Origin of the sequence: Streptomyces sp. NPDC056061 (assembly GCF_042266885.1) — a bacterium.
GTDB lineage: Bacteria > Actinomycetota > Actinomycetes > Streptomycetales > Streptomycetaceae > Streptomyces.
This window is the reverse complement of sequence record NZ_JBHJWQ010000020.1, coordinates 1-21,522: the sequence shown is the minus strand read 5'-3', so window position 1 is coordinate 21,522 and position 21,522 is coordinate 1. Positions and strand designations below refer to the sequence as shown.

The following is a 21,522-nucleotide window of genomic DNA, read 5'->3' as shown; positions in this document are numbered from 1 at the left end:
ACGGTAGATCGCACTACTCCGGCCTGCAACGGAATTGATCCGCCGGAAACCGGCAGCGGTGACGTGGCCCGGGCGGGCGGGGTGTGGACGGCCGATCCGGGGCGTCGGCGCGGCACATCGGATGCGCGGGGCCGGCGGGTGTGTGCTGGAATTCCGGGTGGCCGGTCCGGCTACGACGCGGCGCGGTGCCGGTCGATCGGCGTTGCCCGGCGCCGGAGTCGGGGACCGCGGGCAGGGCGCCGGGTGGCAGAGTGCGCCGGGCCGGGGCATGGGGACGCATCGGTGAGGAGCGCGGAGCGATGACGAGTGGTGTCGAGGACCGTGACGGACGTCCGGCGATGCTGGAGGTGGCCTCCGCCGGGCCGGGGGTCGAGGTCCGGGCGGCGGCGAGATCGGGGGAGCTGTCCCTGGTCTGCACTCCCGACCGGGCCCGGGAGCTGGCGACGGCCCTCGTCCGCGCGGCGGACGAGGCGGAGTGCGCGCACGCGTCGGGGCCGGTGACCGTCGCGGCGCGTGAGCTGCGCCGGGGGGACGTGCGGGACGACGACCGGGCGATGACGGTGCAGGGGGTGCGCGTCGACGGAGCCACCGCCCACATCACGTGGAGGTCCGGCGCCGGACGCAGTTGGACCCAGGCGTATGACGCGGACGCCGCCATCGCGCTCAGGAAGCGTGCTGCCTGAGCGCGAGCGACGGGCCGGAGGATGTGCGGGGCCGGTTGCCGGTCCGGCTTCCCGTCGGGGCCGGGGCCGGGGCCGGGGTCGGGGCCGGGGTCGGCTCTCTCGCATGTCCGCACCGGACGACCGCGTTTGCACCGGACGACCGCGTCCGCTCCTGACGTCGAGGCGCACGGTAATTTGACGAGTCTCGTAGTACGAGTTGTATCGTACTAGTGGTCTTTTCGCGCCTGCCGAAACGGAGTCCGACGTGAGTGCCCTCTTCGAGCCCTACACCCTGCGGTCGCTCGTCATTCCCAACCGGGTCTGGATGGCTCCGATGTGCCAGTACAGCGCCGAACCGGTGGGGCCGAACACGGGCGTCGCGACCGACTGGCACTTCGCCCACCTCGCGGCCCGAGCCGTCGGCGGGACCGGACTCGTCCTCACCGAGGCGACGGCCGTCGGTCCCGAGGGCCGGATCAGCCCCGCGGACCTCGGCATCTGGAACGACGTCCAGGTGGCGGGTCTCCGAAGGATCACGGACTTCCTCAAGAGCCAGGGCTCGGTTCCCGGCATTCAACTCGCCCACGCCGGGCGCAAGGGATCGACGGCGGCACCCTGGCTGGGCGGCGGCCCCGTCGGCCCGGACGAGCACGGCTGGACGCCCGTCGCCCCCAGCCCGCTGCCGTTCGACGACGGTTACCCCGTGCCGCACGAGCTGACCGCGGACGAGATCCAGGACATCGTCGGCGAGTTCCGCGAGGCCGCCCGTCGTGCGCTCGACGCGGGCTTCGAGGTGGCCGAGGTGCACGGAGCGCATGGCTATCTCATCGGCCAGTTCCTCTCCCCGCACAGCAACCGCCGCACGGACGAGTACGGCGGCTGCTTCGAGAACCGCATCCGTTTCGCGCTCCAGGTCGTCGACGCGGTTCGCGAGGTCTGGCCGGACGGGCTGCCCGTCTTCTTCCGGGTCTCCGCGACGGACTGGCTCACCGAGAACGACCAGGACGAGCGGGAGGGCTGGACCGTCGACGAGACCGTGCGGCTGGCGGTGGAGCTCCGGGCGCACGGCGTCGACCTGCTCGACGTGTCCAGTGGGGGAAACGCCCCTCGCGCCCGTATCGAGACCGCTCCGGGATACCAGGTCCCCTTCGCCGAACGCGTTCGGTCGCAGACCTCGCTCCCGGTGGCGGCCGTGGGTCTGATCACCGAGCCGCAGCAGGCCGAGAAGATCATCACCGAGGGCCGGGCGGATGCCGTCCTCCTCGGTCGCGAGCTGCTCCGCAACCCGTCGTGGGCCCAGTACGCGGCCCGTCGACTGGGTGCCGAGCTCCGCAGGCCGGAGCAGTACCTCCGCGCGGTCTGACAGCGGCGTGCCCTGCGGCTCCGGCCATGTCCGGAGTCGCAGGCCGAGCGCCGAACCGGTCGGGCGCGTCGTCCCGCTCGTGGAAGACCCGGAATTGCTCGGCGGCCGACCGGCCTTTTGCCGTCCGTGGCGTTGCGGCACGCGTGAGCCGCGGAGAGCGGCGGAGGCCGGGCCACCCGCGGATCATGTCCGGCACGTTGCACGCGACCGAGGACCTGCACGGGATGCGGCCCCCGCGGCGTTCCGGTGTCCGGCGCTGCGGCGCCCGCCGATGTGCGGCGGGCTCGTCGTACGGTGAACGTCATATTACGGTGGATCTCGTATCATGGCCGCCGGACCCGAGGCGGGGCCGGAGCGAGCCAGGGAGTGAAGTCGTCGTGACCCCAACAAGCATCCCCACCGCCGGTGCCGCGGTCGGCGGTCGCGTGCTCGATCACCCCGCACGGGACGAGATCCGTATCGAGGGCGTCCTTCACGCGCTCGCCGACCCCATGAGGCTGCGCGTGGTCCGCGAGCTGGCCGCGGCGGAATCCGAGCTGACCTGTTCCCACATCGATCTGCCGGTGTCCAAGTCCACGTCCACACACCACTTCCGCGTGCTGCGCGAAAGCGGCATCGTGCGGCAGTTCTACCGCGGCACGGCCAAGATGAACGGTCTGCGCCGCGACGATCTGGAGGCGTTGTTCCCGGGGCTTCTCGACAGCGTTCTCGACGCCGCGAACAGGCAGGCACACCGGGGCGACGGGACTCGGTAGTCCGCTGGTCCGCACCACGGGGAGCCGTCCGGACGATCATGCCATCGCCCTCGGACCGGCTCCGTCGGCTTCCGGACGTGTCGGCCGGGCCACAGGCCATGGAAGGATTTGATCATGGCTGATCGAGGCTGGTACGACGACAGTGACCACCACGACGCGGTCCGGCAGGCCGAACGAGCGACGCGGTTCGGCTGGGCGGCCATCGCCGGGATCGCGGGAGGGCTCGGCTGTGTGCTGATCGCCGCGGCCGTCATCTGTGCGGTCGCCGTGCTCGCCTGCCTCTACGTCGTGGTGGCGTCCCATTACTGATGGGCTGCCTCGTGAACGATCTCGGATGTGCTTGTCGGCCTGCTCCTTTCTGGTTGCCCAGGCGGGAGATGCCGAGCACGCGGTGGCGGACACCGTCGCCGGCCGCAACCGAGAGCATTTCCAGGGCGGCGTGGGCCGGCCGCGCCTACCGGGAGTCCGAGGCCGGGCCGGGCGTGCTCAGTCGGTCACATGCTGCTGCGACGAATGCGGCGGCGGCGGGCGTCGTCGGCCCTGCGTGTCCATCGCGTTGGTGAGCGACGGCCGCCGCGACGACTGCATCGTCACCGTGCCGGGTCAGGTACCAACGGCCGCCGTCGAGCTTGGAGCACAGCCGCCCGTCATCGGCGAATCGCAGCGCACGGCAGGCATTGAGCACCCCATACGTCGGGGTCGCGTGGTCCAGCGCCCACCGCAGCTCACCGACCATCGCGGCGCCGACTCGGTCGGCGGGAACCGGTCCGAAGACCGCAGGGGCCGGTGGACCGCAGACGGCGAGCGCGTGCTCCCGGCATACGGTGCTGTGCAGGACCAGGTCCGTGTCACCGGCATGGCCGGCCCCGGGAATGACGACGGTCTCGGCAGCGGTGGTGCGGATGTGTACCTCGAACGGGCAGGAACCGAGGTCGGCCGCGGTCGCCGCGGTGATGACGCTCATCTCCAGCCCCGTGCCGGGACACCGCGCCTCGACCTCTGTCACCGCCGCGCCCATGGCCTGCTGGTCGGCCTCGGTGCCCGGCTCGGCGACAACGGCCAGCACATCCACATCACTGCGGGCGCCGTGGAACCCCCCGAGTACGGCGGAGCCGTGCAAGTAGACACCGACCAGGTCGGGGCGTACTCCGGCAAGGGCAGCCGAGACCTCGGCGACGTATCGGACGATGTCGGTGGGTACAGGAGCATCGGTGGCCACGAAGCCGATCGTAGGGGCGGCTCACGAGACTCCGCCGGCAGCCCCGGGTTCGTGACTCCCATTACTGGACGCGCAGGTCCCAGGTCCGGGTTCGGGTGCAGGAGCGGGCGTGCTGGGGCTACGAGTGGCCCGGCGTGAAGGGCCAGACATCGTCCGGAAAGACCCGTGCGAACCAATGCGGCTGGACATCCCGCAGCCGCAGAGTGCGCCAACGGCGCGGATCCGCCGGTTCGGGCACCGCGACCTCCACGTCGGGGCCGTATGCGAACAACCGCTCCTGGCAGACGCCGCACGGGGCCAATACCCAGTACCCGCGATGGTCATCGACGGCAGTCACGCAGACCGACGCCACCACTCGACGCCCACGTTTGAACGCTTCGCATATCGCTCCCGTCTCGTGGCACAGGCTCACGACGGTGTTGGGCACGTACGGCGCCGTGCTGGTGATGACCGAGCCGTCGTCGAGACGGAGTGCTGCGGCCCCGGCCCCGTCCTGTCCCGGAAAGCGCGTGCGCGTCAGCTCAATCGCCGCATCCACAAGTTCTTGGTCAATGGCCATGTGCGGACGGTACTGCCCGACGGGACCGGGCACAGGACGGGCACGGACGGTCACCGGCCACGGCGGTCGAGTCCGATGCCGGGTTCGCGCCCCGGAAAGGAAGCGAGGGTCCCGACGATCCGCGTGCGACGACAGGTCTTGAGACCCTTTCGATGCACTCCGGGTGCAGATCGGCTACGGGATCACGGAAAAGCGGTGGGCGGGACGCCCGCCTCGGCGCAGCGACTCGGAACGCCACTGCCCGGCAGTCGCCCGGGCGCTGCTCGGGGCACCGGCACATGTCATGCGGCGGGCCGGGAACTCCCGCCGGTCGCCGCGGCCCACTCCACCAGCAGCCGCTGATACTGCTCCTCGTCCTCCGGGGACAGGCAGCCGCCCGAGCGCTGCCACAGCTCACGGATCTCTTTGTTCACCACGGCGGCGGTACGCGTGGCATCGGAGCGGCAAGGAGAACGGGACATGCATACAGGCTAAGGCCACGATGTGAAAATCCGACCCATTGTGTGTCAGGGACATCTCTCACATGTTCCTCAGGCAACGTCGGGCACCAGTCCGAGCATCCGCAGTCCATCGGGCCGCTCCGCCACAGGAAGATGGCGTACGAACCGCACGTCACAGCCCAGTGCGGCCGCCCCGCCGTCCGCGTGACGGTCGTCACCGACCATCACCACATCTGCCGGTTTCTGCCCCAGGAGTGTGCAGGCCGTGTGGAAGAGTCGTGCGTCCGGCTTCTGGATGCCGTGCTCGTACGACAGCACATAGGCGTCCACCAGGGAGTCCAAGCCGTGTGCACGGAAGACCGGGCGCAGGTCCCAGCCGATGTTGCTGACCACGGCGATGCGGGTGCCGGCCCCGCGCAGCGCGCTCAGCACCTCCGCCGCGTCCGGATACGGCTGCCAGGCATCGGGCGACATCTGCCGCTCGTACAGTGCGTCGTACAGCTCCGGATCCGGCAGCGACACCTGTCGGGCCAGTGCCGTGTACGCCTGCCGGTGGAGCTCCGCGCTCTCGTCCCGGGCGGCCCAGAGCGTGGCGAGCGAGGTGGGAACCTGCTGGGGGAGCGGGCCGCCCGGTAGGGCCCCGGCGGCCTCCAGCTCCCGCGCGCACCGTTCGAACTCGGCCTCGTCCATCATCGGCCCCCGCTCAGCGAGGACCGCGTGCAGCCAGGACCGGACCGATTCGATACGGAAGAGAGTTCCGGAAAAGTCGAAGAGCGCACCCTTGATCCGCATGACCGCGATCCTCCCCGGTTCAGGGGCGACGCGACAAGACCGCCCCCGCACGCCCCTCGTACCGGGCGTACCCGGCGGCGGCGAACCCGACCAGGGCTGCTCCCAGGAGCCAGCCCCCCAGGACGTCGCTCGGCCAGTGCACCCCGAGATACAGCCGGGTGACGCCGACCCCGACCACCGAGACTCCCGCCGCCACCAGCGCGGCCCGCCACACCACAGGGCTCGCGCCGTGCCGATGCAGCAGCCAGAGCAGCAGACCGCAGCTCACCATCGCGGTCATCGCGTGGCCCGAGGGGAACGCGGCGTAGTGGGCCGAATCCACCGGATCCGGCCAGCGAGGGCGCTCCCGGCCGACCGCGGACTTCAGGCCCTGCTGAAGAACGGCGGCAAGGACACCGGTCGCGGCGATCCATGCCGCGAGCATCCGGGCCCCACGGCAGCACAACGCCACCACGGCCGCCGCGACCAGCGCACGCATGGTCCACGGATCCCACACCCAGTCGGTCAGGATCCGGTTCGCGCGGACGAGACCGGGTTCCGCGACGGCGTTGCGGTGCAGACTCCGTGCCACCGAACGGTCCAGCGCCATCAGCGGCGACCAACGTGTGGTGACCAGGACAAGCAGCACGGTGAAGAGAACGGAGCAGACCACCGCCGTGCCGAACGGCGTCACGCGCGTGCTCGTACGGGGCGGCGGGGCGGATGACGAGGACGACATGAGGGGATCTTCGCGGAAGACCGCGGTCCCCGGCTATCGCAGAGCGCTGAGTCCCGGAAGGAAAGCCACGAGAAGCGGAATCACCGGCACCAGGGACGCCGCGGCGGTCAGCCGGAGCCGACGGCCCGCGGTGAGCCGTTCCGTCGGACTCAGAAGCCGGTTCACCCGCTGCGGCAACTGGGCATCGGGCGCCGGGCTGGGCCCGAACACTCCCCGGTCCTCGTTGAGTTCGACCAGGGCCAGCGCGGTCGTCAGCCGCCCGAACCGCTTCGACGCCATGTCGTCCGCTGCGAGTTCGACAAGTCGGTGCATCTCGTCGCGGAAGGCCGCGAACACCGGTACCTGCGGGAATCCGGTGGCGAGCGCGTCGGAACAGTGCAGCAGCCAATCGTGCCTGGCCTTCGCGTGCCCCTGCTCATGAGCGAGCACCGCATCCAGCTGACGGCCCTTCAACCGGCCGAGCGCCGCGGTGGTGATGACCAGTTGAGGTGCCGCACCCGGAAGCCACCAGGCGTCCGGACGCTCTCCCTCCAGCACCACCAGCCGTCCGCCGCCGGGCTCCTCCCCGGGCAGGAGCGGGGAACGCACCAGCAATTCGGTCCGGCGTCGCCTGCGACGTACCTGGGCGCGGTGGATCTCGCGGGCCAGCATCGCCACCGTCCACACCCCGCCGAGAGCCAGCAGGACGGCCATGGCCGCGGACCACCGCCCGTGCCCGCCCAGTGCGTACGCCTCCACCACGGCACGCGGTGCCGGGGCGAACACGTGCCCGCGCACCGCCTGCCACGCGGCAGCCGCGCTGAACGTCATGGACAGGGCGAAGGACAGCAGCACCCCGGCCACCACGCACTGCCACACCCACAGCGCGACGACGGGCTCCCGTTCCGGCCACCGCGCCCGTGCCATCAGCCGCGGGGTCACGACAGCGGCCAGTGCACCGAGCAGAAGCAGCGCGAGGGAGACCAACATGGCGTCAGCCTATGAGCGGTGCGGTACCCACGGGTATGGCCATGCACGGCAAGTGACGCACGCCACGGTTTGGCCCGAGCCGCGCCTCATAGCGTGAGCAGCATCGCGAACATCGCGATGCCCATCGTCAGCCGACAGGCGAGAGCGAGTTCGGGCCGTGCGGCCCAGCCGCCCCCGGCCGACTCCCCGGCCACGTCGCCGGCCGTGGCGGCCACCGGTATCAGCCGGGCCCCGGAGTGGAGCACGTAGGCCGCGTAGTAGGCCAGCAACAGACCGGTCAGCACAGGTATGCCCCCGGCCGGTGCCGAACCGCCGTGACCCGCGTGGCCGCCGGGGGCGCCCCCGATGCCCGGTGCCATCGCCACCGCCATGTAGACCATCGCCGCCGAGCCGACCAGGTGATGCACATGGTGGCTGCTGCGCCGGGAGAACCACAACGCGCGCAACGAGGCGGCGCCGAACAGCACCGCGTACACCGCCCATCCCCACGCGGGCGGTGTCATGACGGCCGCAGGCACCGCCATGGCGGCCATGCCGAAGCCCATCAGCGCCTCCGCACGGGCCGTCCTGCGTCTTTCCCCGGTCTCGCCGCGCGTGCGCAGCAGGCAGTACGCGCCCGTCGCCGAGCACAACGCCATCAGCAGCCAGCCGGACATCACCGGTCCGTGCACGGTGCACCTCCCCCTGGACGTACCAGTCGTCTCCCGGGTCGATGCCCGGGCACGCACACGCGTACGCGGCGCATTGGGGCAAACGGGGAGCGCGCGGACGGGGTGTTTCCCGCCGCGCGCTCCACCGGTTCCGGCTCGGGGACGTGCCGCCCCGCTTCGGTCAGCCGGTCGTGAGGGCCTTGAAGGCGCGGGCCTGCTCGGTGATGGCGCGCTCGGTGGGGAGCCGCTCCATCGAGGAGGCGCCGAAGAACCCGGCGATTCCGGTGGTGTGCTCCAGGACGTAGCGGGCGTCCTCGGGCTCGGCGATGGGCCCGCCGTGGCAGAGCACGATGATGTCGGGATTGACGCGCTTGGCGGCGTCGTGCATCTCCTGCACCGCCGTCGCCGCCTGATCGAGGGTGAGCGCGGTGGCGGCGCCGATGGACCCCTTGGTGGTCAGCCCGACGTGCGGCACGAGGACGTCCGCACCGGCCCGCGCCATGTCGGCGGCCTGCGCGGGATCGAAGACGTAGGGCGCGGTCAGCAGGTCTCGCTCGTGGGCCTGGCGGATCATGTCGACCTCCAGGCCGAAGCCCATCCCGGTCTCCTCCAGGTTCTCGCGGAACTTCCCGTCGTACAGACCGACCGTCGGGAAGTTCTGCACCCCGGTGAAGCCGACGGCCTTCAACTGGTCGAGGAAGTTGCCCATGATCCGGAACGGGTCGGTGCCGCACACCCCGGCGAGCACCGGGACGTCCCGCACCACGGGGAGGACCTCTCCGGCCATGTCCAGCACGATGGCGTTGGCGTCGCCGTAGGGCAGCAGACCCGCCAGCGAGCCGCGGCCGGCCATCCGGTAGCGCCCGGAGTTGTAAATGATCAGCAGGTCGACGCCACCGGCCTCCGCGCACTTGGCGGACAGGCCGGTGCCCGCGCCTGCGCCGATGACGGCCTTGCCGGCACGTACCTGTTCGGTGAGGCGTGCCAGGGCTTGGTTGCGGTTCACGGAAGGCTCCCGTTCGATCGGAATGGTGTGGTGGGGGAGCACGGACGGCCGTAGGGACCGGGTGCCCGTGCCGTGCGGTGTCGAGGATCAGGTGTTCGGGTGGGCGCGCCCGCGGTCGCCGATCAGCCGGTGGAGAAGGTCGGCGGCGGCCACGGCGAAGGCCGGGTCGTTCAGATGCGCGTCGACCTCGCGCAGTTCCACCGCGCCGCCCTCCAGCGTCCCGCGCAGCGCGGCCAGCCCGGCCGCGTCGGCCTCGGGGTCCTGGAACGGGCCGCCGGGTGCGTCCACGGCGGAGACGCCTCCGAGCGGCCACAGGACCGCTGCGGGGCCGCGCGCCGCGGCCAGCTTCCGGCCCATGAGGGCGCCGAGCTCCGTCATCTCGTCGGCCGTGGTGCGCATCAGGGTGACGGTGGGGTTGTGCACGAGCAGATGGCGGTCGGCGAAGCGTTCCGGAACCGTCTCCCGGGCACCGAAGTTGACCATGTCCAGGGCTCCCGGGGCGACGACCTGCGGCAGCCCCGCCGAGCCGGCCGCGGTCAGCCGATCCGGACCGGCGCTCAGCACGCCGCCGACCAGTTCGTCCGCGAGTTCGGTGGTGGTCAGGTCCAGGACGCCTGCGAGGAACCCGCCGGCGGCGAGCCTCTCCAGGGCTCGTCCCCCCGCTCCCGTGGCGTGGAAGACCAGGACCTCGTAGCCCAGTTCGTCCAGGCGCCGACGGGCGGCGTCGACCGCGGGCGTGGTCACGCCGAACATGCTGGCCCCGATCAGCGGCCGCCCCTGCGGATGCGGACTGCTCGTGCTCCGCTCGTGGTGGGCGGCCATGCCGACGGCCGCCGCCACCGCGTTCCCCAGGATCAGGGACGACACCGAGTTGATGCCCGCGACGTCCACCACGCTGTACATCATCGTGATGTCGCTGCTGCCCACGTACGGCGAGACGTCCCCGCTCGCCATGGTGGATACCAGCAGTTTCGGAACGCCGACGGGCAGGGCCTGCATGGCGCGGGCGGCGATGAAGGACCCTCCGCTGCCCGCCACCGCGAGGACCGCGTGCAGCCGGCCCTCCCGGTGCAGATCCCCGACGACCAGCTCCGCCCCTTCGGCCATGGCGGTCACGGCGGCGCCGCGGTCCCCGGCGGCGCGCAGTGCGTCCAGATCGTGCCCGGCCCGCCGCGCGACGGCGGCGGCATCGACGTCACCGGTGGGACTGCCCTGCGGCGGCGGCAGCACACCCGCGTCGACGAGTACGACCTCGCATCCCGCCTCGCGCAGCCGGGCGGACAGCCACGCGTACTCCGCCCCCTTGGTGTCGAGTGTCCCGACGAGTACCACCGTCGCCATGTTCTTGCTCCTTTGCAATGGCCTTCTCCCGATCATGTGCCCGGGGTCCGGGGGCGGCAAAGGCCACTTGGCGGCAATTGGCCTGTGGCGGGTGATGATGGGGGCATGGACCGCATTCCTCCCACTCGTCTGTCGCGCCTGCTGACCGGGTGGTCCAAGGGCGGCGCGGAGGCGCTGCCGCAGCTTCTCGCCCAGGCACTGCGCGAGCTGGCCCGGTGCGGGGACGTCGCGCCGGGCACCGTGCTGCCCTCCCAGCGTGCCCTCGCGACGGCGCTGGGCGTCAGCCGCTCCACAGTGACGGCCGCGTACGGGCTGCTGGAGGCCGATGGATGGCTGGAGAGCCGGCAGGGCAGCGGTTCCCGGCTGCGGAGATCGGGAGGCATGGGGGAACCGGCGACCGAGGGCCGCCTGGCCAGTTTCGGGACCAGGGACGGGGTCATCGATCTGTCCAGCGGCGCGCTGGACGGCCTGCCGTCGGTCGCGGCGGCGGTCGGCTCGCTGACCGCCCGAGATCTTGCCCCGGCCCTGGCCGACGACGGGTACCAGCCGTACGGCCTGCCCGCACTGCGCGAGGCCGTCGCCGAATACCACCGCGCGGCCGGCCTGCCGACCTCACCGGAACAGATTCTGGTCACCGCGGGTTCCCAGCAGGCCGTCTGGCTGATCACGCAGGGACTGATCGAGCCCGGCGACACCGTGATCGTGGAGGACCCGACCTACCGGGGCGCGCTGGAGGCGCTGCGAGCCCGCGGCGCCCGCCTCGTCCCGCTGACGGCCGACACCGCCCACGGCGAGAGCGCCGCCGCCCTGGCCCGGCTGGCCGGGCACATCCGCCCCCGCCTCGTCTACCTGCAACCGTCCGTCCACAACCCCACCGGACGCAGCATGGACGAACGCACCCGCCGGGCCTGGGCGACCGTACTCGCCGAGCAGGGCCTGTACACCGTCGAGGACAACGCCTACGCGGAACTGTCACTGGACCACGACGAGGCACCGGTCTCGCTGGCCGCCCGGCTGCCCGCCGCCGGCGCCGCCACCGTCGGCACCCTGTCCAAGCTCTTCTGGGGCGGCCTGCGGCTGGGCTGGATCCGTGCCTCCACCACGGTCATCCGCCGACTTGCCGACATCAAGAGGTCCGTCGACCTGTCCTGCCCGGTCGTCGAGCAGATGCTGGCCGTGAAACTGCTCCAGCAACTGCCCGAGGCCCGCGCCCGCCGCCGGTCCCGGCTGCGCGAGCGCCTCACGGAGACCGAACGGCTTCTGCGCGCACGGCCGACCGGATGGCGGTGGGAACGGCCCGCCGGAGGTTCCGCGCTCTGGGTGGAGATGCCCGGTGCCGATGCCGAGGCCACCGCCCAGCTGGCCCGTCGCGCGGGCGTGCTCGTCGTTCCCGGACCCGCGTTCTCCGCCGTGGACGGTTTCCGGCACCACCTCCGCCTCCCTTTCGCCGATCACGACGGCCGCCTGGAGAAGGCCCTGCCCGTGCTCGTCGACTGCGCCGAACGAAGCCGCGCCCCGCACTGATCCCGCGCCCCGCGCGACGCTGCCCCCCGGCCCGGTGACCCGTGGCATGCGGGACGGGCGCACGATCCGGACCGCGACGGGGCGAGGGCATCGGAGCATTGCGGACCGAACGCCTACCCCTGCTCGACGGCATGCTCCTTGAGGAAGGCGCCGGCATGGGCGGCGGCCTCCTCCTTCGTGCCGAGTCGGAGTGAGCCCTCGGTCCCGCCGGGTATCCCGTCGGCCCCGTGCCCGGTCCACCGCCAGCCGCCGGGGACCGGCTCCCAGGACAACTCGGCTGTCCCGCCGAACAGTTCGAGGGTGCTGGGTTCCTTGCCCGTGGTCGGTCTCCTTACCGCGTCCGGCCACTTCTTGCGCGCCCCCTGCCGGGTGATGCCCCAGGCGGCCCCCAACTGCTCGTAGCTCGCGCCGTAGGAGCCGGCCGTCCGTGCGGAATCGGCCGTCAACCGCTCGACCGCCGAGGCCACCACTTTCCAGGCGGCGACGACGGACAACGTCACTTCCACGGGGTCCGCATCCCACATGCGGTCCGCGGAGAGCCCCGTCTCCTCGGCACGCATCGCCGACACCAGAGGCGTGAGTGCGTCGAGGAGGGCCTTGTCGAGGGACCGGATTTCCGTGTTCGTGATCTCACCGTTCACCATGATGACAACTGTAGTTGTCGCCGCCTCATTTGGTAACCATGGTTGTCGATTGGCATATGCCAATGTGTGACGACGGGCCTCCGTCCGGTGCGTGGCGAAGGGGTCGGGCAGGTCCTCTCAGGCGCGGTGGCGCAGGGGATGGTCCTCCGGCACCTCCACCACGACGATCCGGTGTCCGTCCGGATCGCGGATCCACATTTCGACGAGTCCCCATGGCTCGCGCAACGGCGGCCTCGACACCTCCACCCCACGGGCCGACAGTTCCTCGTGCGCCGCCCGGACGTCCGCGACCTGCAGCCACAGCGCGAGACCGGGTACCGGCGGCTCGGCCGCCCGCCCGGAGACCTCCAGGAAGCCGCCGCCGAGGAAATAGACCGTGCCCCGTTCGGGCCCGGTCCCGAACTCCCGGTAGACGGGAAGTCCCAAGGAGTCGCCGTAGAAGGTCCGTGACCGATCGGGATCGGTCGGGCGCAACAGGATCCGGCTGCTCAGTACGTGAACCATGAGCGGGACTCTAACGACCTGGTGGGCAATGGTGGCCTGGTGGGAAATGGGGCGCGTCGCTCGCCGATCCGTTCCCTGTTGCTCCCCGGGCCGTCATGACTTCCCCCGTCGCGGGCGGCGGAGCGAGCGGTGGTGTCCGGGGCTCGCGCTTTCGAGGTGCAGTCGCCGAGTGCCGCGATGTCGCCGCCCGTCACGGGCGGGAACGCGAGGATTGTCCCGCAGCGGCTGTTCGAGGGCGCGATCCGGCGTGGCGACGCCCGGGATACGCTGCTGCGGCACGGCCACAGCGCAGAGACGGAGAGCCAACGCCATGGACATAGCCCCTGCCCGGGAATCGGGGCGGCTGACGTTCCGCGACGCGGTCGACGCCGATGTGCCCGCCCTCGTCCAGCTGATCGAGTCGGCGTACCGCGGCGACTCCAGTCGCGCCGGATGGACCACCGAGGCGGACATCCTGGAGGGGCAGCGAACCGATCCGGAGGGCGTCCGTCAGGTCGTCGAGGCCCCCGGCAGCCGTCTGCTCCTGGTGGAGCGCGACGGTGCCCTCGTCGCCTGCTGCCAGCTGGAACACCGTGGTGACGCGGCCTACTTCGGGATGTTCGCGGTCCGCCCCGCACTGCAGGGCGCCGGTCTGGGCAAGGTGGTCATCGCCGAGGCCGAGCGCAGCGTCCGGGAGGGCTGGGGGGTGACGGAGATGCATATGACCGTGATCTCCGTACGGGAGGAGCTCGTTGCCTGGTACGAGCGGCGCGGCTATCGCCGTACGGGGAAGCTCAGTCCCTTCCCGTACGGCGACGAGCGCTTCGGTATCCCCCAGCGCGACGGCCTCGTGTTCGAACTCCTGGTCAAGGACCTGGTCGCGTCGGAGCGTTGATCAGGAGTCCGGCCGGACCGGGGTCCGGCCGGCGCGGCGGATCTCCGGGTGGTCCGTGGTGGCGCCGTCCAGCCGCAGCGCGTGCGCCAGCCGCAGATGGTCCGGGGTGTTCACCACCCAGCCGATGACCTTCAGGCCCTCGGCGTGTGCCTGCTCGACCACCTCCAGGGTGAGGCGGCGGATGTTCAGCGCCAGCGTCGCCGCGCCCACTGCCTTCGCCCGGTCCACCACGTCGGTCCGCCAGCGACTCGCGATGAGCACGGTCCGTACGTCCGGCACCAGCCGTGCGATCTCGGCAACCGCCTCGTCGTGGAACGACGACACCTCGACCCGCCCGACGAGGCCGCGCCGCAGCATCACGTCCGCCAGCGCGCGGGCGGCGGCCGCATCCTTGATCTCCGCCTGCACGGGGGACCGCACGGCGTCGAGGACCTCCTCGAAGACCGGGACCCGCTCGCCCCGGCCGGCGTCGAGCTCATGCAGCTCCGCGAGGGTCTTCTCGGCGATCGGGCCGCTGCCGTCCGTCGTGCGGTCCACGTCGGCGTCGTGCATGACGACCAGCGCGCCGTCCTTGCTCAGATGGAGGTCCAGTTCGACCATGTCCATCCCGACCCGTTCCGCGTGGACGAACGACCGCAGGGTGTTCTCCGGTTCGACACCCATCACTCCGCGATGACCGATGGTGAGAAAAGACAAGGCGACTCGCTTTCGTCGGCGGTGTTCCCCCTGGGCGCCTCCTACCCATGAGGCGCCGCGCCATCACGGAGCCCCGGCGGTCCGGCCGGCCGACGCGGGGGACCGGCCGTCCGCGGGCACGGCCGCGTGGGCGTGTCCGCGGACCTGGGCGGCGCCGAGCAGGAACCCGGTGACGACAGCGGCGACAAGAACGGCGCGCATACTCACGCGGCGGATCTCCCGAGGTGGGACGGAGGGCGGACACGGTCCGTCCTACCGGCGGGCATCCGCGCCCGCGAGACCTCTCACCCATGGGTGGGCGAGCCGTGCGCGCGGGTTGCCGCTCGCGCGTGCGAACTCCGTGGCCGCCGAGCGCCGCACTCACGCCAGCTGACGGAAGTGGCTGTCATCACGGTTTCATGCAGGAAGAATCACGGTCTCCTTGAGGTGGCGCAGGATAATTTACTGAGACCCACTTGTCTGGAGGAACCGAGCATGGATACGGTTATTTGACGGAAGGTTCTCCTGTGGAGGAAGTGTTATGACGGAAATTCTTGTGCACGACGTTGCCGCAGGCGACATGGCTACGGCCCGGCGGGTGGTCGACCACCCGGCATGGCCGCTGCTCAAGAATGCCGTGGAGGAGATCCGTCCCTGGCAGTCGAAGGACGGCTCCATCGACTTCGACGCCGACGGCGCGCCGTCTGCCGCCATCGTCGAGGCCACGCTGAACCGCGTGGTCGCCGCGATCGAGGAGCTCTCCCCGCTGCTCCCGCACGACGCCGCCTACCACCGTGCGCTCGTCGCGGACCTGCGCCGCTGGGCCGGGGACGGTTTCGGCATACCGGACTTCCTCGACTCGCTGCTCGCCTTCCAGCCGGCCAGGGACCGTGCCGACGGGATGCAGCACCTCGTCGTCTTCTCCATGTACACGCAGAACGGAAACCCGGACCGCAATCTCGAAGCAGTCGTGCTCCGGATGGTCTGGCCCGAGTGGCTGGCCGATCTCGAAGCCACGCGCTACGACAACCCGCTCTTCTGCGGCATCACCTTCGAGGACTTCACGGCCGGTTACGACACCAACTCCGCGGTGCTCTTCCCGGAGACCGTCGCCGTGCGCGAGGCGCCCGAGCGCTTCAGCTGGGGCGGCATCTTCTGCGACCGCGAGGCCGCCCGGTTCCGCCGCGTCACCGACGCGGCCGTCGGGATCCTCGGTGTCGAGCTGCCCGACAGCATCCGTGAGATGGTCGCCGACCAGCAGCGCTGCGAGCAGGCATTCGTGCTCTGGGACATGATCCACGACCGGACGCACAGCCACGGGGACCTGCCCTTCGACCCCTTCATGATCAAGCAGCGGCAGCCGTTCTGGATGTACGGGCTGGAGGAGCTGCGCTGCGACCTCACCGCCTTCAAGGAGGCCGTGAAGCTGGAGGCCGACGGCTTCCCGCAGGGCCGCGACGTGCAGTACGCCGTGCTGTTCGACCGGATGTTCCGCTTCCCCGTCACCGGGGAGCGCGTCCGCAACTACGACGGCCTGGGCGGGCAGCTGCTGTTCGCCTACCTCCACAAGCACGACGTGGTCCGCTGGACGGACAACACGCTGCGGATCGACTGGGACCGTGCCCCGCAGGTCACCAACCAGCTCTGCGCCGAGATCGAGACGCTCTACCGCGACGGCATCGACCGGCCCAAGCTCGTGCACTGGTTCGCCGCGTACGAGCTGGTCTCCACCTACCTCGCCCCGCACCCGGGCTCGCGCTGGGCGAAGGGTCCGGAAGCACTGGATCTCTCGCAGCCGCCGCGTAAGCTCGTCGACGATGTGCTTCCGGACGAGTTTCCCCTGAGCATGTTCTATGAGGCGCTCTCCAAGAAGCTGAAGAACGTGATCGCCTCGACCAAGGGGATCACCGCCGCGGACGCAGAGCAGGCAGCCGCGTGAGCGCCGGGCACGAGGAGGCGGTGGCCATGAACGGAAACGGCAACAGGAGCGGTGCCCTCGAAGGTGCCGTGGTCGCGGTGGCAGGGGCCGCGGGCCCGGCCGGCCGGGCCGCGCTGCTGCGGCTGGCGGAGGCCGGAGCGACCGTCGTCGCCTCCGATGCGGATGCCGCCCGCCTGGCGGAGGCGGTCGACGCCGCGCGCTACGCCCACGGCGGAGCCACCGTCACCGGCGACACGGTGGATCTGCTCGACCTCGCGGCGACCCGCGACTGGGCGGAGAAGACGGAGAAGGAATTCGGCCGGATCGACGGCCTGGTCCACCTCGTCGGCGGCTGGCGCGGCAGTGCCGGCTTCGCCGAGACCGACCTCGCCGACTGGAACCTGCTGGAGAAGCTGCTGATCCGCACGGTCCAGCACACCTCGCTGGCCTTCCAGGCAGGCTTGCAGCGCAGCGATCGGGGGCGCTACGTGCTGATCAGCGCTGCCGGCGCGAGCAAGCCCACCGCCGGAAACGCCGCCTACTCCGCGTCCAAGGCGGCGGCCGAGGCGTGGACGCTGGCCCTCGCGGACGCCTTCCGCAAGGCGGGGGGCGAGGAGGGCCCCAGGACCGCGGCTGCCATCCTGGTCGTCAAGGCACTGGTGCACGACGCGATGCGCGCCGAGCGCCCGAATGCGAAATTCGCGGGCTTCACCGACGTCAAGGACCTGGCGGACGCCATCGTCGGCGTCTGGGACCGGCCCGCCCCGGAAGTGAACGGAAAGCGCCTGTGGCTGACCCCGCAACCGTAAGGACCGACGCGCGACGTCACCACGATCCGCGGGTACGCGGCTTCGCCAGTGACAACTATGCGGGCACGCACCCGGAGATCCTCGCGGCCATCGCCCTCGCCAACGGCGGTCACCAGATCGCCTACGGCGAGGACGAGTACACCGGGCACCTCCAGCGCGTCATGCACAGCCACTTCGGTCCCACCGCCGAGGCATTTCCGGTCTTCAACGGGACGGGCGCGAACGTCGTCTCCCTCCAGGCGATGGCCGACCGCTGGGGCGCGGTGATCTGTGCCGAGACCGCCCACATCAACGTGGACGAGGGCGGTGCCCCGGAGCGGGTGGGCGGACTCAAGCTGCTCACCGTGCCCACCCCGGACGGCAAGCTCACGCCCGAGCTCATCGACCGGCAGGCGTACGGCTGGGACGACGAGCACCGGGCCATGCCGCAGGTCGTCTCGATCACCCAGAACACCGAGCTGGGCACCGTCTACACCCCCGACGAGATTCGCGCCATCTGCGATCACGCCCATGGCCACGGCATGAAGGTCCACCTGGACGGTGCCCGGATAGCCAACGCCGCGGCGTCTTTGGACGTGCCGATGCGCACCTTCACCAACACCGTCGGCGTCGACGTCCTCTCCTTCGGCGGCACCAAGAACGGTGCGATCTTCGGCGAGGCCGTGGTAGTGCTGAACCCGGACGCGGTCCGTGCCATGAAGCACCTGCGCAAGTTGTCGATGCAGCTCGCCTCCAAGATGCGTTTCGTCTCGGTGCAACTGGAGGCGCTGCTCGCCGGGGACCTGTGGCTGCGCAACGCACGGCACGCCAACAGCATGGCCCGGCGGCTCGCGGAGGGCGTGCGGACGGTGGACGGCGTGGAAATCCTCCACCCGGTCCAGGCCAACGCCGTTTTCGCCCGGCTGCCGCACGAGGTGAGCGAACGGTTGCAGAAGCGCTTCCGCTTCTACTTCTGGGACGAGGCGGCCGGCGACGTCCGCTGGATGTGCTCCTTCGACACGACCGAGGACGACGTCGACGCGTTCGTCCTGGCGCTGAAGGAAGAGATGGCCGGGTAGCCCGATTCGAGGGATGAATGGGTATGCGGCTGATCGGAAAATCATTGACTCCGGTCGGTTGCATACCTAGGGTCGGCTGCCATGGAGCTGATCCAGGAAGTCCCGGAACTGTCCGCCTATCTCGCCGCCGATGACGTCGTCGACCACGAGCACGCACGTGTCCGGGAGACGGCAGCCCGTCTTCAAGAAGGTGCCGTCGATGCATATGCATACGCGGCTGCCGCCTACGGCTTCGTGCGGGACGCCATCCCGCACTTGGCCGACTCCGGCGATGTCCGGGTTTCCTGGCGCGCCTCAGACGTCCTCGCGACGCGCAACCGCATCTGCCACGCCAAGTCCCACGCTCTGGCCGCACTCCTTCGGGCAGCCGGCAACCCGACCGCCTTCTGCTACCAGAAGCTCGTCGGGGACGACGGGGAGCCCGGGCCCGTGCACGGCCTCGTCGCGGTCCGGATGCCCGGCCGTGATCGCTGGGACCGCCAGGACCCCCGCGGCAACAAACCCGGGGTCGATGCCCACTTCTCGCTCGACGGCGAGCGTCTTGCCTGGCCCGTCCGGCCCGAGCGCGGTGAGGCGGACTGTCCGGTGCTCCACGCGGCACCGCATCCGGCGGTGCTGAGGGGCCTGCGGGCCGCCGCCGACCGCGCGGAACTGTGGCGCACGCTTCCCATGGAGCTCTGATGTCCCGGGCGGGGGCGGCCGACGGCCCGCACGGAACCGGACTCCGGGGCGAAGAGCACCGTCGGCACCCGGAGTGACGTTTCAGCTGTGCCCGCGGACCGGTTGCCTCAGCCCCTGGCGCGCACCTCGGCCGGCGTCGGGGCCGTACCCCCGAGATGCGTGGGCACCCACCAGGTGTCGCCCGCGTCCTTCGGGCGCACGGGGTAGGCGCGCTGGGCCGCTTCGAGCAGTTCCTGCACCCGTTCCCGCAGCCGTCGGGTGATGGCGCCCGCGTACTGGTCGGCAGGTGCCTCGACCGCCTCGCCCACCCGGATCGTCACGGGCAGGTGGTTGCGCTTGAAATTGCGCGGCCTGCCCTTGGTCCACAACCGCTGCGTTCCCCACACCGCTGTCGGGATCAGCGGTACTCCGGCCTCCTGGGCCAGCCGGGCCGCTCCCGATTTGAAGCTCTTCAGCGTGAACGACTCCGAGATGGTGGCCTCGGGGAAGACCCCGACGATCTCGCCGGAGCGCAATGACGCGAGCGCGTGCGCGTAGGCGTCCTCGCCCTGCTTGCGGTCGACGGGAATGTGCTTCATCCCGCGCATCAGCGGCCCGGAGATCTTGTGGCGGAAGACCGACTCCTTCGCCATGAAGCGGACCAGCCGCTTCTGCGGCAGCGCGGCGAGACCGGTAAAGACGAAGTCCAGGTAGCTGATGTGATTGCTGACCAGGACCGCGCCACCGGTCTTCGGGATGTGCTCCGAACCCCGAGCGTCGATCTTCAGGTCCAGCGCCTTGAAAAACGTGCGAGCGGCGCCGATGACCGGTCGATAGACGAGTTCTGCCATCTGAGGGGAGCCCCTTCTTCAGCGCCTGGGGAGGGGTCTCCCGGCGGAAGTTACGCAGCCGTAGGTTTTCGGCATCGGGCCGATCGTGCCCCATGCGCGACGCGGTGGCCAGTCCCGGAGGGCGTGGGGCGCGAGATTCTCGTCACGTGCGATGGGTCCGGGAATGCCCAGGTGTCCGGCGGTGCTGACTTCCGGGGGAGTTCCGACGGGAGGGCGAGCGTGGACGGGCGGATACGAGGGAACGTGTTGGACGCCGTCCAACTCGGCGCGGAATTGGGGGAGAGGGCGACCCTGGTGCAGTTCTCCAGCGCGTTCTGCCAGCCCTGCCGTGCCACCCGTCGCGTGCTCGCGGAGGTGGCGCGGATGGTGGAGGGCGTCGCCCACGTCGAGATCGACGCCGAGGCACATCTCACTCTCGTGCGCGAGCTGGAGATCAGCCGTACGCCGACGGTGCTGGTCCTCGACGCGGACGGCCGGATCGTCCGCCGCGCCGTCGGACAGCCGCGCACCGCCGATGTCGTCGCCGCGCTGGGCCGGGCGATGTGACGGACCGTGACGCATCTCCCACATTGCGGTCCGACCTTGACCGCACCCACCACGTATCGTCAGTCTGACGGCATGCCGCCGGAACTCCTTCTCCACGGCCGGGTCCATGTGGACCTCGCCCGCAACGCGAGTGCGCGCTGTCCGGGTGCCTGAGCACCCACAGCCCCTGTATTCCTCGCGCAGAAGGACATTCCCATGACGGCATCGCCCGGGCTCGGCATCGCTCGTACGGTCTCTCCCGAGCTCTTCCGCTCGGTCTTCCGGCAGCACGCCGCAGGCGTGGCGGTGATCACCGCCACGGGCGACCGGCCCGTCGGCTTCACCGCCACCTCCCTCAATTCCGTCGCGGCCGAACCCCCGCTCGTCTCCTTCGGCGTGGGCACCGCCTCCTCCAGCTGGCCGGTCATCGCCGAGGCGGAGCACATAGGCGTCCACATACTCGGTGAGCACCAGCGGGAGCTGGCCGCCACGTTCGCCCGCAGCGGTGCCGACCGGTTCGGACCCGCCACCTCCTGGCGCAGTGGGCCCGAGGGGGTTCCGGTGCTCGACGGCGTGTCGGCGTGGCTGGTCTGCCGAGTGGTGGCGCGTGTTCCGGCGGGGGACCATCGCATCGTGATCGCGGAGGCCGTGGCCGGGGACCCGGCGGGCGGCGGGCGCCCGCTCCTCTATCACCAGGGCCGCTTCAACGCGCTGCGGGACTGAGAACTCCGCTGCGGGATATCGAGGGCGCGCGTTGGGCAGATCACAGTTCCGAGCGCTTGCCCACGGGTGGGCCACTGGGTGTACTGGCTAGTAATATTTCTGTCGGAGCGCGGGTCGCCCCGACCGGAAATCGCCCCATCAGGCGCCTATGCTGCGTGCAACAGGGCAGCCCCGGAAATGACGATGCAGTAGGAGAGCCGGCGTGAGCTTGAGGATCGTTGTCTGTGTGAAGTATGTGCCCGATGCCACGGGTGACCGGCGCTTCGCCGATGATCTGACGGTG

General features: G+C 70.9%; 26 protein-coding genes and 1 pseudogene. 13 read left to right on the top strand and 14 right to left on the bottom strand.

Going from position 1 to position 21,522, the window contains the following annotated elements:
• Window positions 1-299 precede the first annotated feature (299 nt).
• The 4 genes from ACFC79_RS25515 (at window position 300) to ACFC79_RS25500 (ending at window position 3,089) form a co-directional block, all read left to right on the top strand.
• Window positions 300-683, top strand: coding sequence for a hypothetical protein (locus ACFC79_RS25515; RefSeq protein ID WP_376244104.1), 384 nt, complete (start codon window positions 300-302; stop codon window positions 681-683).
• Between the two features lie 244 nt (window positions 684-927).
• Window positions 928-2,025: an NADH:flavin oxidoreductase/NADH oxidase gene (locus tag ACFC79_RS25510; protein ID WP_376244101.1), complete on the top strand. Its 1,098-nt coding sequence runs from the start codon at window positions 928-930 to the stop codon at window positions 2,023-2,025.
• A gap of 377 nt (window positions 2,026-2,402) precedes the next feature.
• Window positions 2,403-2,780: an ArsR/SmtB family transcription factor gene (locus tag ACFC79_RS25505; RefSeq protein ID WP_376244098.1), complete on the top strand. Its 378-nt coding sequence runs from the start codon at window positions 2,403-2,405 to the stop codon at window positions 2,778-2,780.
• A 114-nt stretch (window positions 2,781-2,894) separates the two neighbouring features.
• Window positions 2,895-3,089 (top strand): hypothetical protein, encoded by a 195-nt coding sequence (locus ACFC79_RS25500; RefSeq protein ID WP_376244095.1) that lies wholly within the window; start codon window positions 2,895-2,897, stop codon window positions 3,087-3,089.
• Window positions 3,090-3,234: 145 nt separating this feature from the next.
• Here the strand turns inward: ACFC79_RS25500 and ACFC79_RS25495 are convergent, their stop codons facing one another.
• From ACFC79_RS25495 to ACFC79_RS25455, 9 genes are all read right to left on the bottom strand, one after another.
• Entirely contained in the window at window positions 3,235-3,999 is a 765-nt protein-coding gene (locus ACFC79_RS25495) for an aminoglycoside adenylyltransferase domain-containing protein (RefSeq protein ID WP_376244092.1), read from the bottom strand.
• 118 nt (window positions 4,000-4,117) lie between these two features.
• Window positions 4,118-4,558: a cytidine deaminase gene (locus ACFC79_RS25490; RefSeq protein WP_376244089.1), complete on the bottom strand. Its 441-nt coding sequence runs from the start codon at window positions 4,556-4,558 to the stop codon at window positions 4,118-4,120.
• Between the two features lie 281 nt (window positions 4,559-4,839).
• Window positions 4,840-5,019, bottom strand: a complete 180-nt coding sequence (locus ACFC79_RS25485) for a hypothetical protein (protein WP_376244086.1) — start codon at window positions 5,017-5,019, stop codon at window positions 4,840-4,842.
• A 69-nt stretch (window positions 5,020-5,088) separates the two neighbouring features.
• Window positions 5,089-5,790: an HAD family hydrolase gene (locus tag ACFC79_RS25480; protein ID WP_376244083.1), complete on the bottom strand. Its 702-nt coding sequence runs from the start codon at window positions 5,788-5,790 to the stop codon at window positions 5,089-5,091.
• 19 nt (window positions 5,791-5,809) lie between these two features.
• Window positions 5,810-6,508, bottom strand: coding sequence for a phosphatase PAP2 family protein (locus ACFC79_RS25475; RefSeq protein WP_376244080.1), 699 nt, complete (start codon window positions 6,506-6,508; stop codon window positions 5,810-5,812).
• Between the two features lie 33 nt (window positions 6,509-6,541).
• Window positions 6,542-7,477 carry a M56 family metallopeptidase gene (locus tag ACFC79_RS25470; protein WP_376244078.1) on the bottom strand — a complete coding sequence of 312 codons (936 nt, stop codon included), beginning with the start codon at window positions 7,475-7,477 and terminating at the stop codon, window positions 6,542-6,544.
• An 86-nt stretch (window positions 7,478-7,563) separates the two neighbouring features.
• The gene (locus ACFC79_RS25465; protein ID WP_376244075.1) at window positions 7,564-8,148 is read right to left on the bottom strand and encodes a DUF5134 domain-containing protein; all 585 of its coding nucleotides are present in this window, start codon (window positions 8,146-8,148) and stop codon (window positions 7,564-7,566) included.
• A 160-nt stretch (window positions 8,149-8,308) separates the two neighbouring features.
• Window positions 8,309-9,133: a phosphoenolpyruvate hydrolase family protein gene (locus tag ACFC79_RS25460; RefSeq protein ID WP_376244072.1), complete on the bottom strand. Its 825-nt coding sequence runs from the start codon at window positions 9,131-9,133 to the stop codon at window positions 8,309-8,311.
• Between the two features lie 87 nt (window positions 9,134-9,220).
• Complete coding sequence (locus ACFC79_RS25455; protein WP_376244070.1) at window positions 9,221-10,474, bottom strand: Tm-1-like ATP-binding domain-containing protein; 1,254 nt, start codon at window positions 10,472-10,474, stop codon at window positions 9,221-9,223.
• A gap of 105 nt (window positions 10,475-10,579) precedes the next feature.
• Here ACFC79_RS25455 and ACFC79_RS25450 point away from each other — a divergent pair, with 105 nt between their 5' ends.
• Window positions 10,580-11,998: a PLP-dependent aminotransferase family protein gene (locus ACFC79_RS25450; protein WP_376244067.1), complete on the top strand. Its 1,419-nt coding sequence runs from the start codon at window positions 10,580-10,582 to the stop codon at window positions 11,996-11,998.
• 113 nt (window positions 11,999-12,111) lie between these two features.
• On the opposite strand, the gene ACFC79_RS25445 is transcribed toward ACFC79_RS25450, so the two are convergent.
• Complete coding sequence (locus ACFC79_RS25445; protein WP_376244064.1) at window positions 12,112-12,642, bottom strand: hypothetical protein; 531 nt, start codon at window positions 12,640-12,642, stop codon at window positions 12,112-12,114.
• Between the two features lie 117 nt (window positions 12,643-12,759).
• Window positions 12,760-13,146, bottom strand: a complete 387-nt coding sequence (locus ACFC79_RS25440; protein WP_376244061.1) for a VOC family protein — start codon at window positions 13,144-13,146, stop codon at window positions 12,760-12,762.
• Window positions 13,147-13,456: 310 nt separating this feature from the next.
• Between ACFC79_RS25440 and ACFC79_RS25435 the strand changes: the two genes are divergently transcribed.
• Window positions 13,457-14,020: a GNAT family N-acetyltransferase gene (locus tag ACFC79_RS25435; RefSeq protein WP_376244058.1), complete on the top strand. Its 564-nt coding sequence runs from the start codon at window positions 13,457-13,459 to the stop codon at window positions 14,018-14,020.
• Here the strand turns inward: ACFC79_RS25435 and ACFC79_RS25430 are convergent, their stop codons facing one another.
• Together ACFC79_RS25430 and ACFC79_RS25425 are read right to left on the bottom strand one after the other, a co-directional pair.
• Window positions 14,021-14,716 (bottom strand): glycerophosphodiester phosphodiesterase, encoded by a 696-nt coding sequence (locus ACFC79_RS25430; protein WP_376244055.1) that lies wholly within the window; start codon window positions 14,714-14,716, stop codon window positions 14,021-14,023.
• A 63-nt stretch (window positions 14,717-14,779) separates the two neighbouring features.
• Window positions 14,780-14,923: a hypothetical protein gene (locus tag ACFC79_RS25425; RefSeq protein ID WP_376244052.1), complete on the bottom strand. Its 144-nt coding sequence runs from the start codon at window positions 14,921-14,923 to the stop codon at window positions 14,780-14,782.
• A gap of 313 nt (window positions 14,924-15,236) precedes the next feature.
• On the opposite strand from ACFC79_RS25425, the gene ACFC79_RS25420 reads away from it, so the two are divergent.
• The 4 genes from ACFC79_RS25420 to ACFC79_RS25405 all read left to right on the top strand — a co-directional run bounded on the left by ACFC79_RS25420 (window position 15,237) and on the right by ACFC79_RS25405 (window position 19,161).
• On the top strand, window positions 15,237-16,634 hold the full coding sequence (locus ACFC79_RS25420; RefSeq protein ID WP_376244049.1) for a DUF6421 family protein: 1,398 nt from the start codon (window positions 15,237-15,239) through the stop codon (window positions 16,632-16,634).
• Between the two features lie 26 nt (window positions 16,635-16,660).
• Window positions 16,661-17,422: an SDR family NAD(P)-dependent oxidoreductase gene (locus ACFC79_RS25415; RefSeq protein WP_376244395.1), complete on the top strand. Its 762-nt coding sequence runs from the start codon at window positions 16,661-16,663 to the stop codon at window positions 17,420-17,422.
• Window positions 17,401-18,480: a threonine aldolase family protein gene (locus tag ACFC79_RS25410; protein WP_376244047.1), complete on the top strand. Its 1,080-nt coding sequence runs from the start codon at window positions 17,401-17,403 to the stop codon at window positions 18,478-18,480. The genes ACFC79_RS25415 and ACFC79_RS25410 overlap by 22 nt, the downstream gene beginning before the upstream one ends.
• A gap of 81 nt (window positions 18,481-18,561) precedes the next feature.
• Window positions 18,562-19,161, top strand: a complete 600-nt coding sequence (locus ACFC79_RS25405) for a transglutaminase domain-containing protein (RefSeq protein ID WP_376244044.1) — start codon at window positions 18,562-18,564, stop codon at window positions 19,159-19,161.
• A gap of 107 nt (window positions 19,162-19,268) precedes the next feature.
• On the opposite strand, the gene ACFC79_RS25400 is transcribed toward ACFC79_RS25405, so the two are convergent.
• Window positions 19,269-19,991 carry a lysophospholipid acyltransferase family protein gene (locus ACFC79_RS25400; RefSeq protein WP_376244041.1) on the bottom strand — a complete coding sequence of 241 codons (723 nt, stop codon included), beginning with the start codon at window positions 19,989-19,991 and terminating at the stop codon, window positions 19,269-19,271.
• Window positions 19,992-20,210: 219 nt separating this feature from the next.
• Here ACFC79_RS25400 and ACFC79_RS25395 point away from each other — a divergent pair, with 219 nt between their 5' ends.
• From ACFC79_RS25395 to ACFC79_RS25385, 3 genes and pseudogenes are all read left to right on the top strand, one after another.
• A complete protein-coding gene (locus ACFC79_RS25395) occupies window positions 20,211-20,537 on the top strand; it encodes a TlpA family protein disulfide reductase (protein WP_376244038.1) in 327 nt (108 codons plus the stop codon).
• 195 nt (window positions 20,538-20,732) lie between these two features.
• Complete coding sequence (locus tag ACFC79_RS25390) at window positions 20,733-21,239, top strand: flavin reductase family protein (protein ID WP_376244035.1); 507 nt, start codon at window positions 20,733-20,735, stop codon at window positions 21,237-21,239.
• Window positions 21,240-21,441: 202 nt separating this feature from the next.
• A pseudogene (locus ACFC79_RS25385) lies at window positions 21,442-21,522 on the top strand (electron transfer flavoprotein subunit beta); the annotation flags it as partial.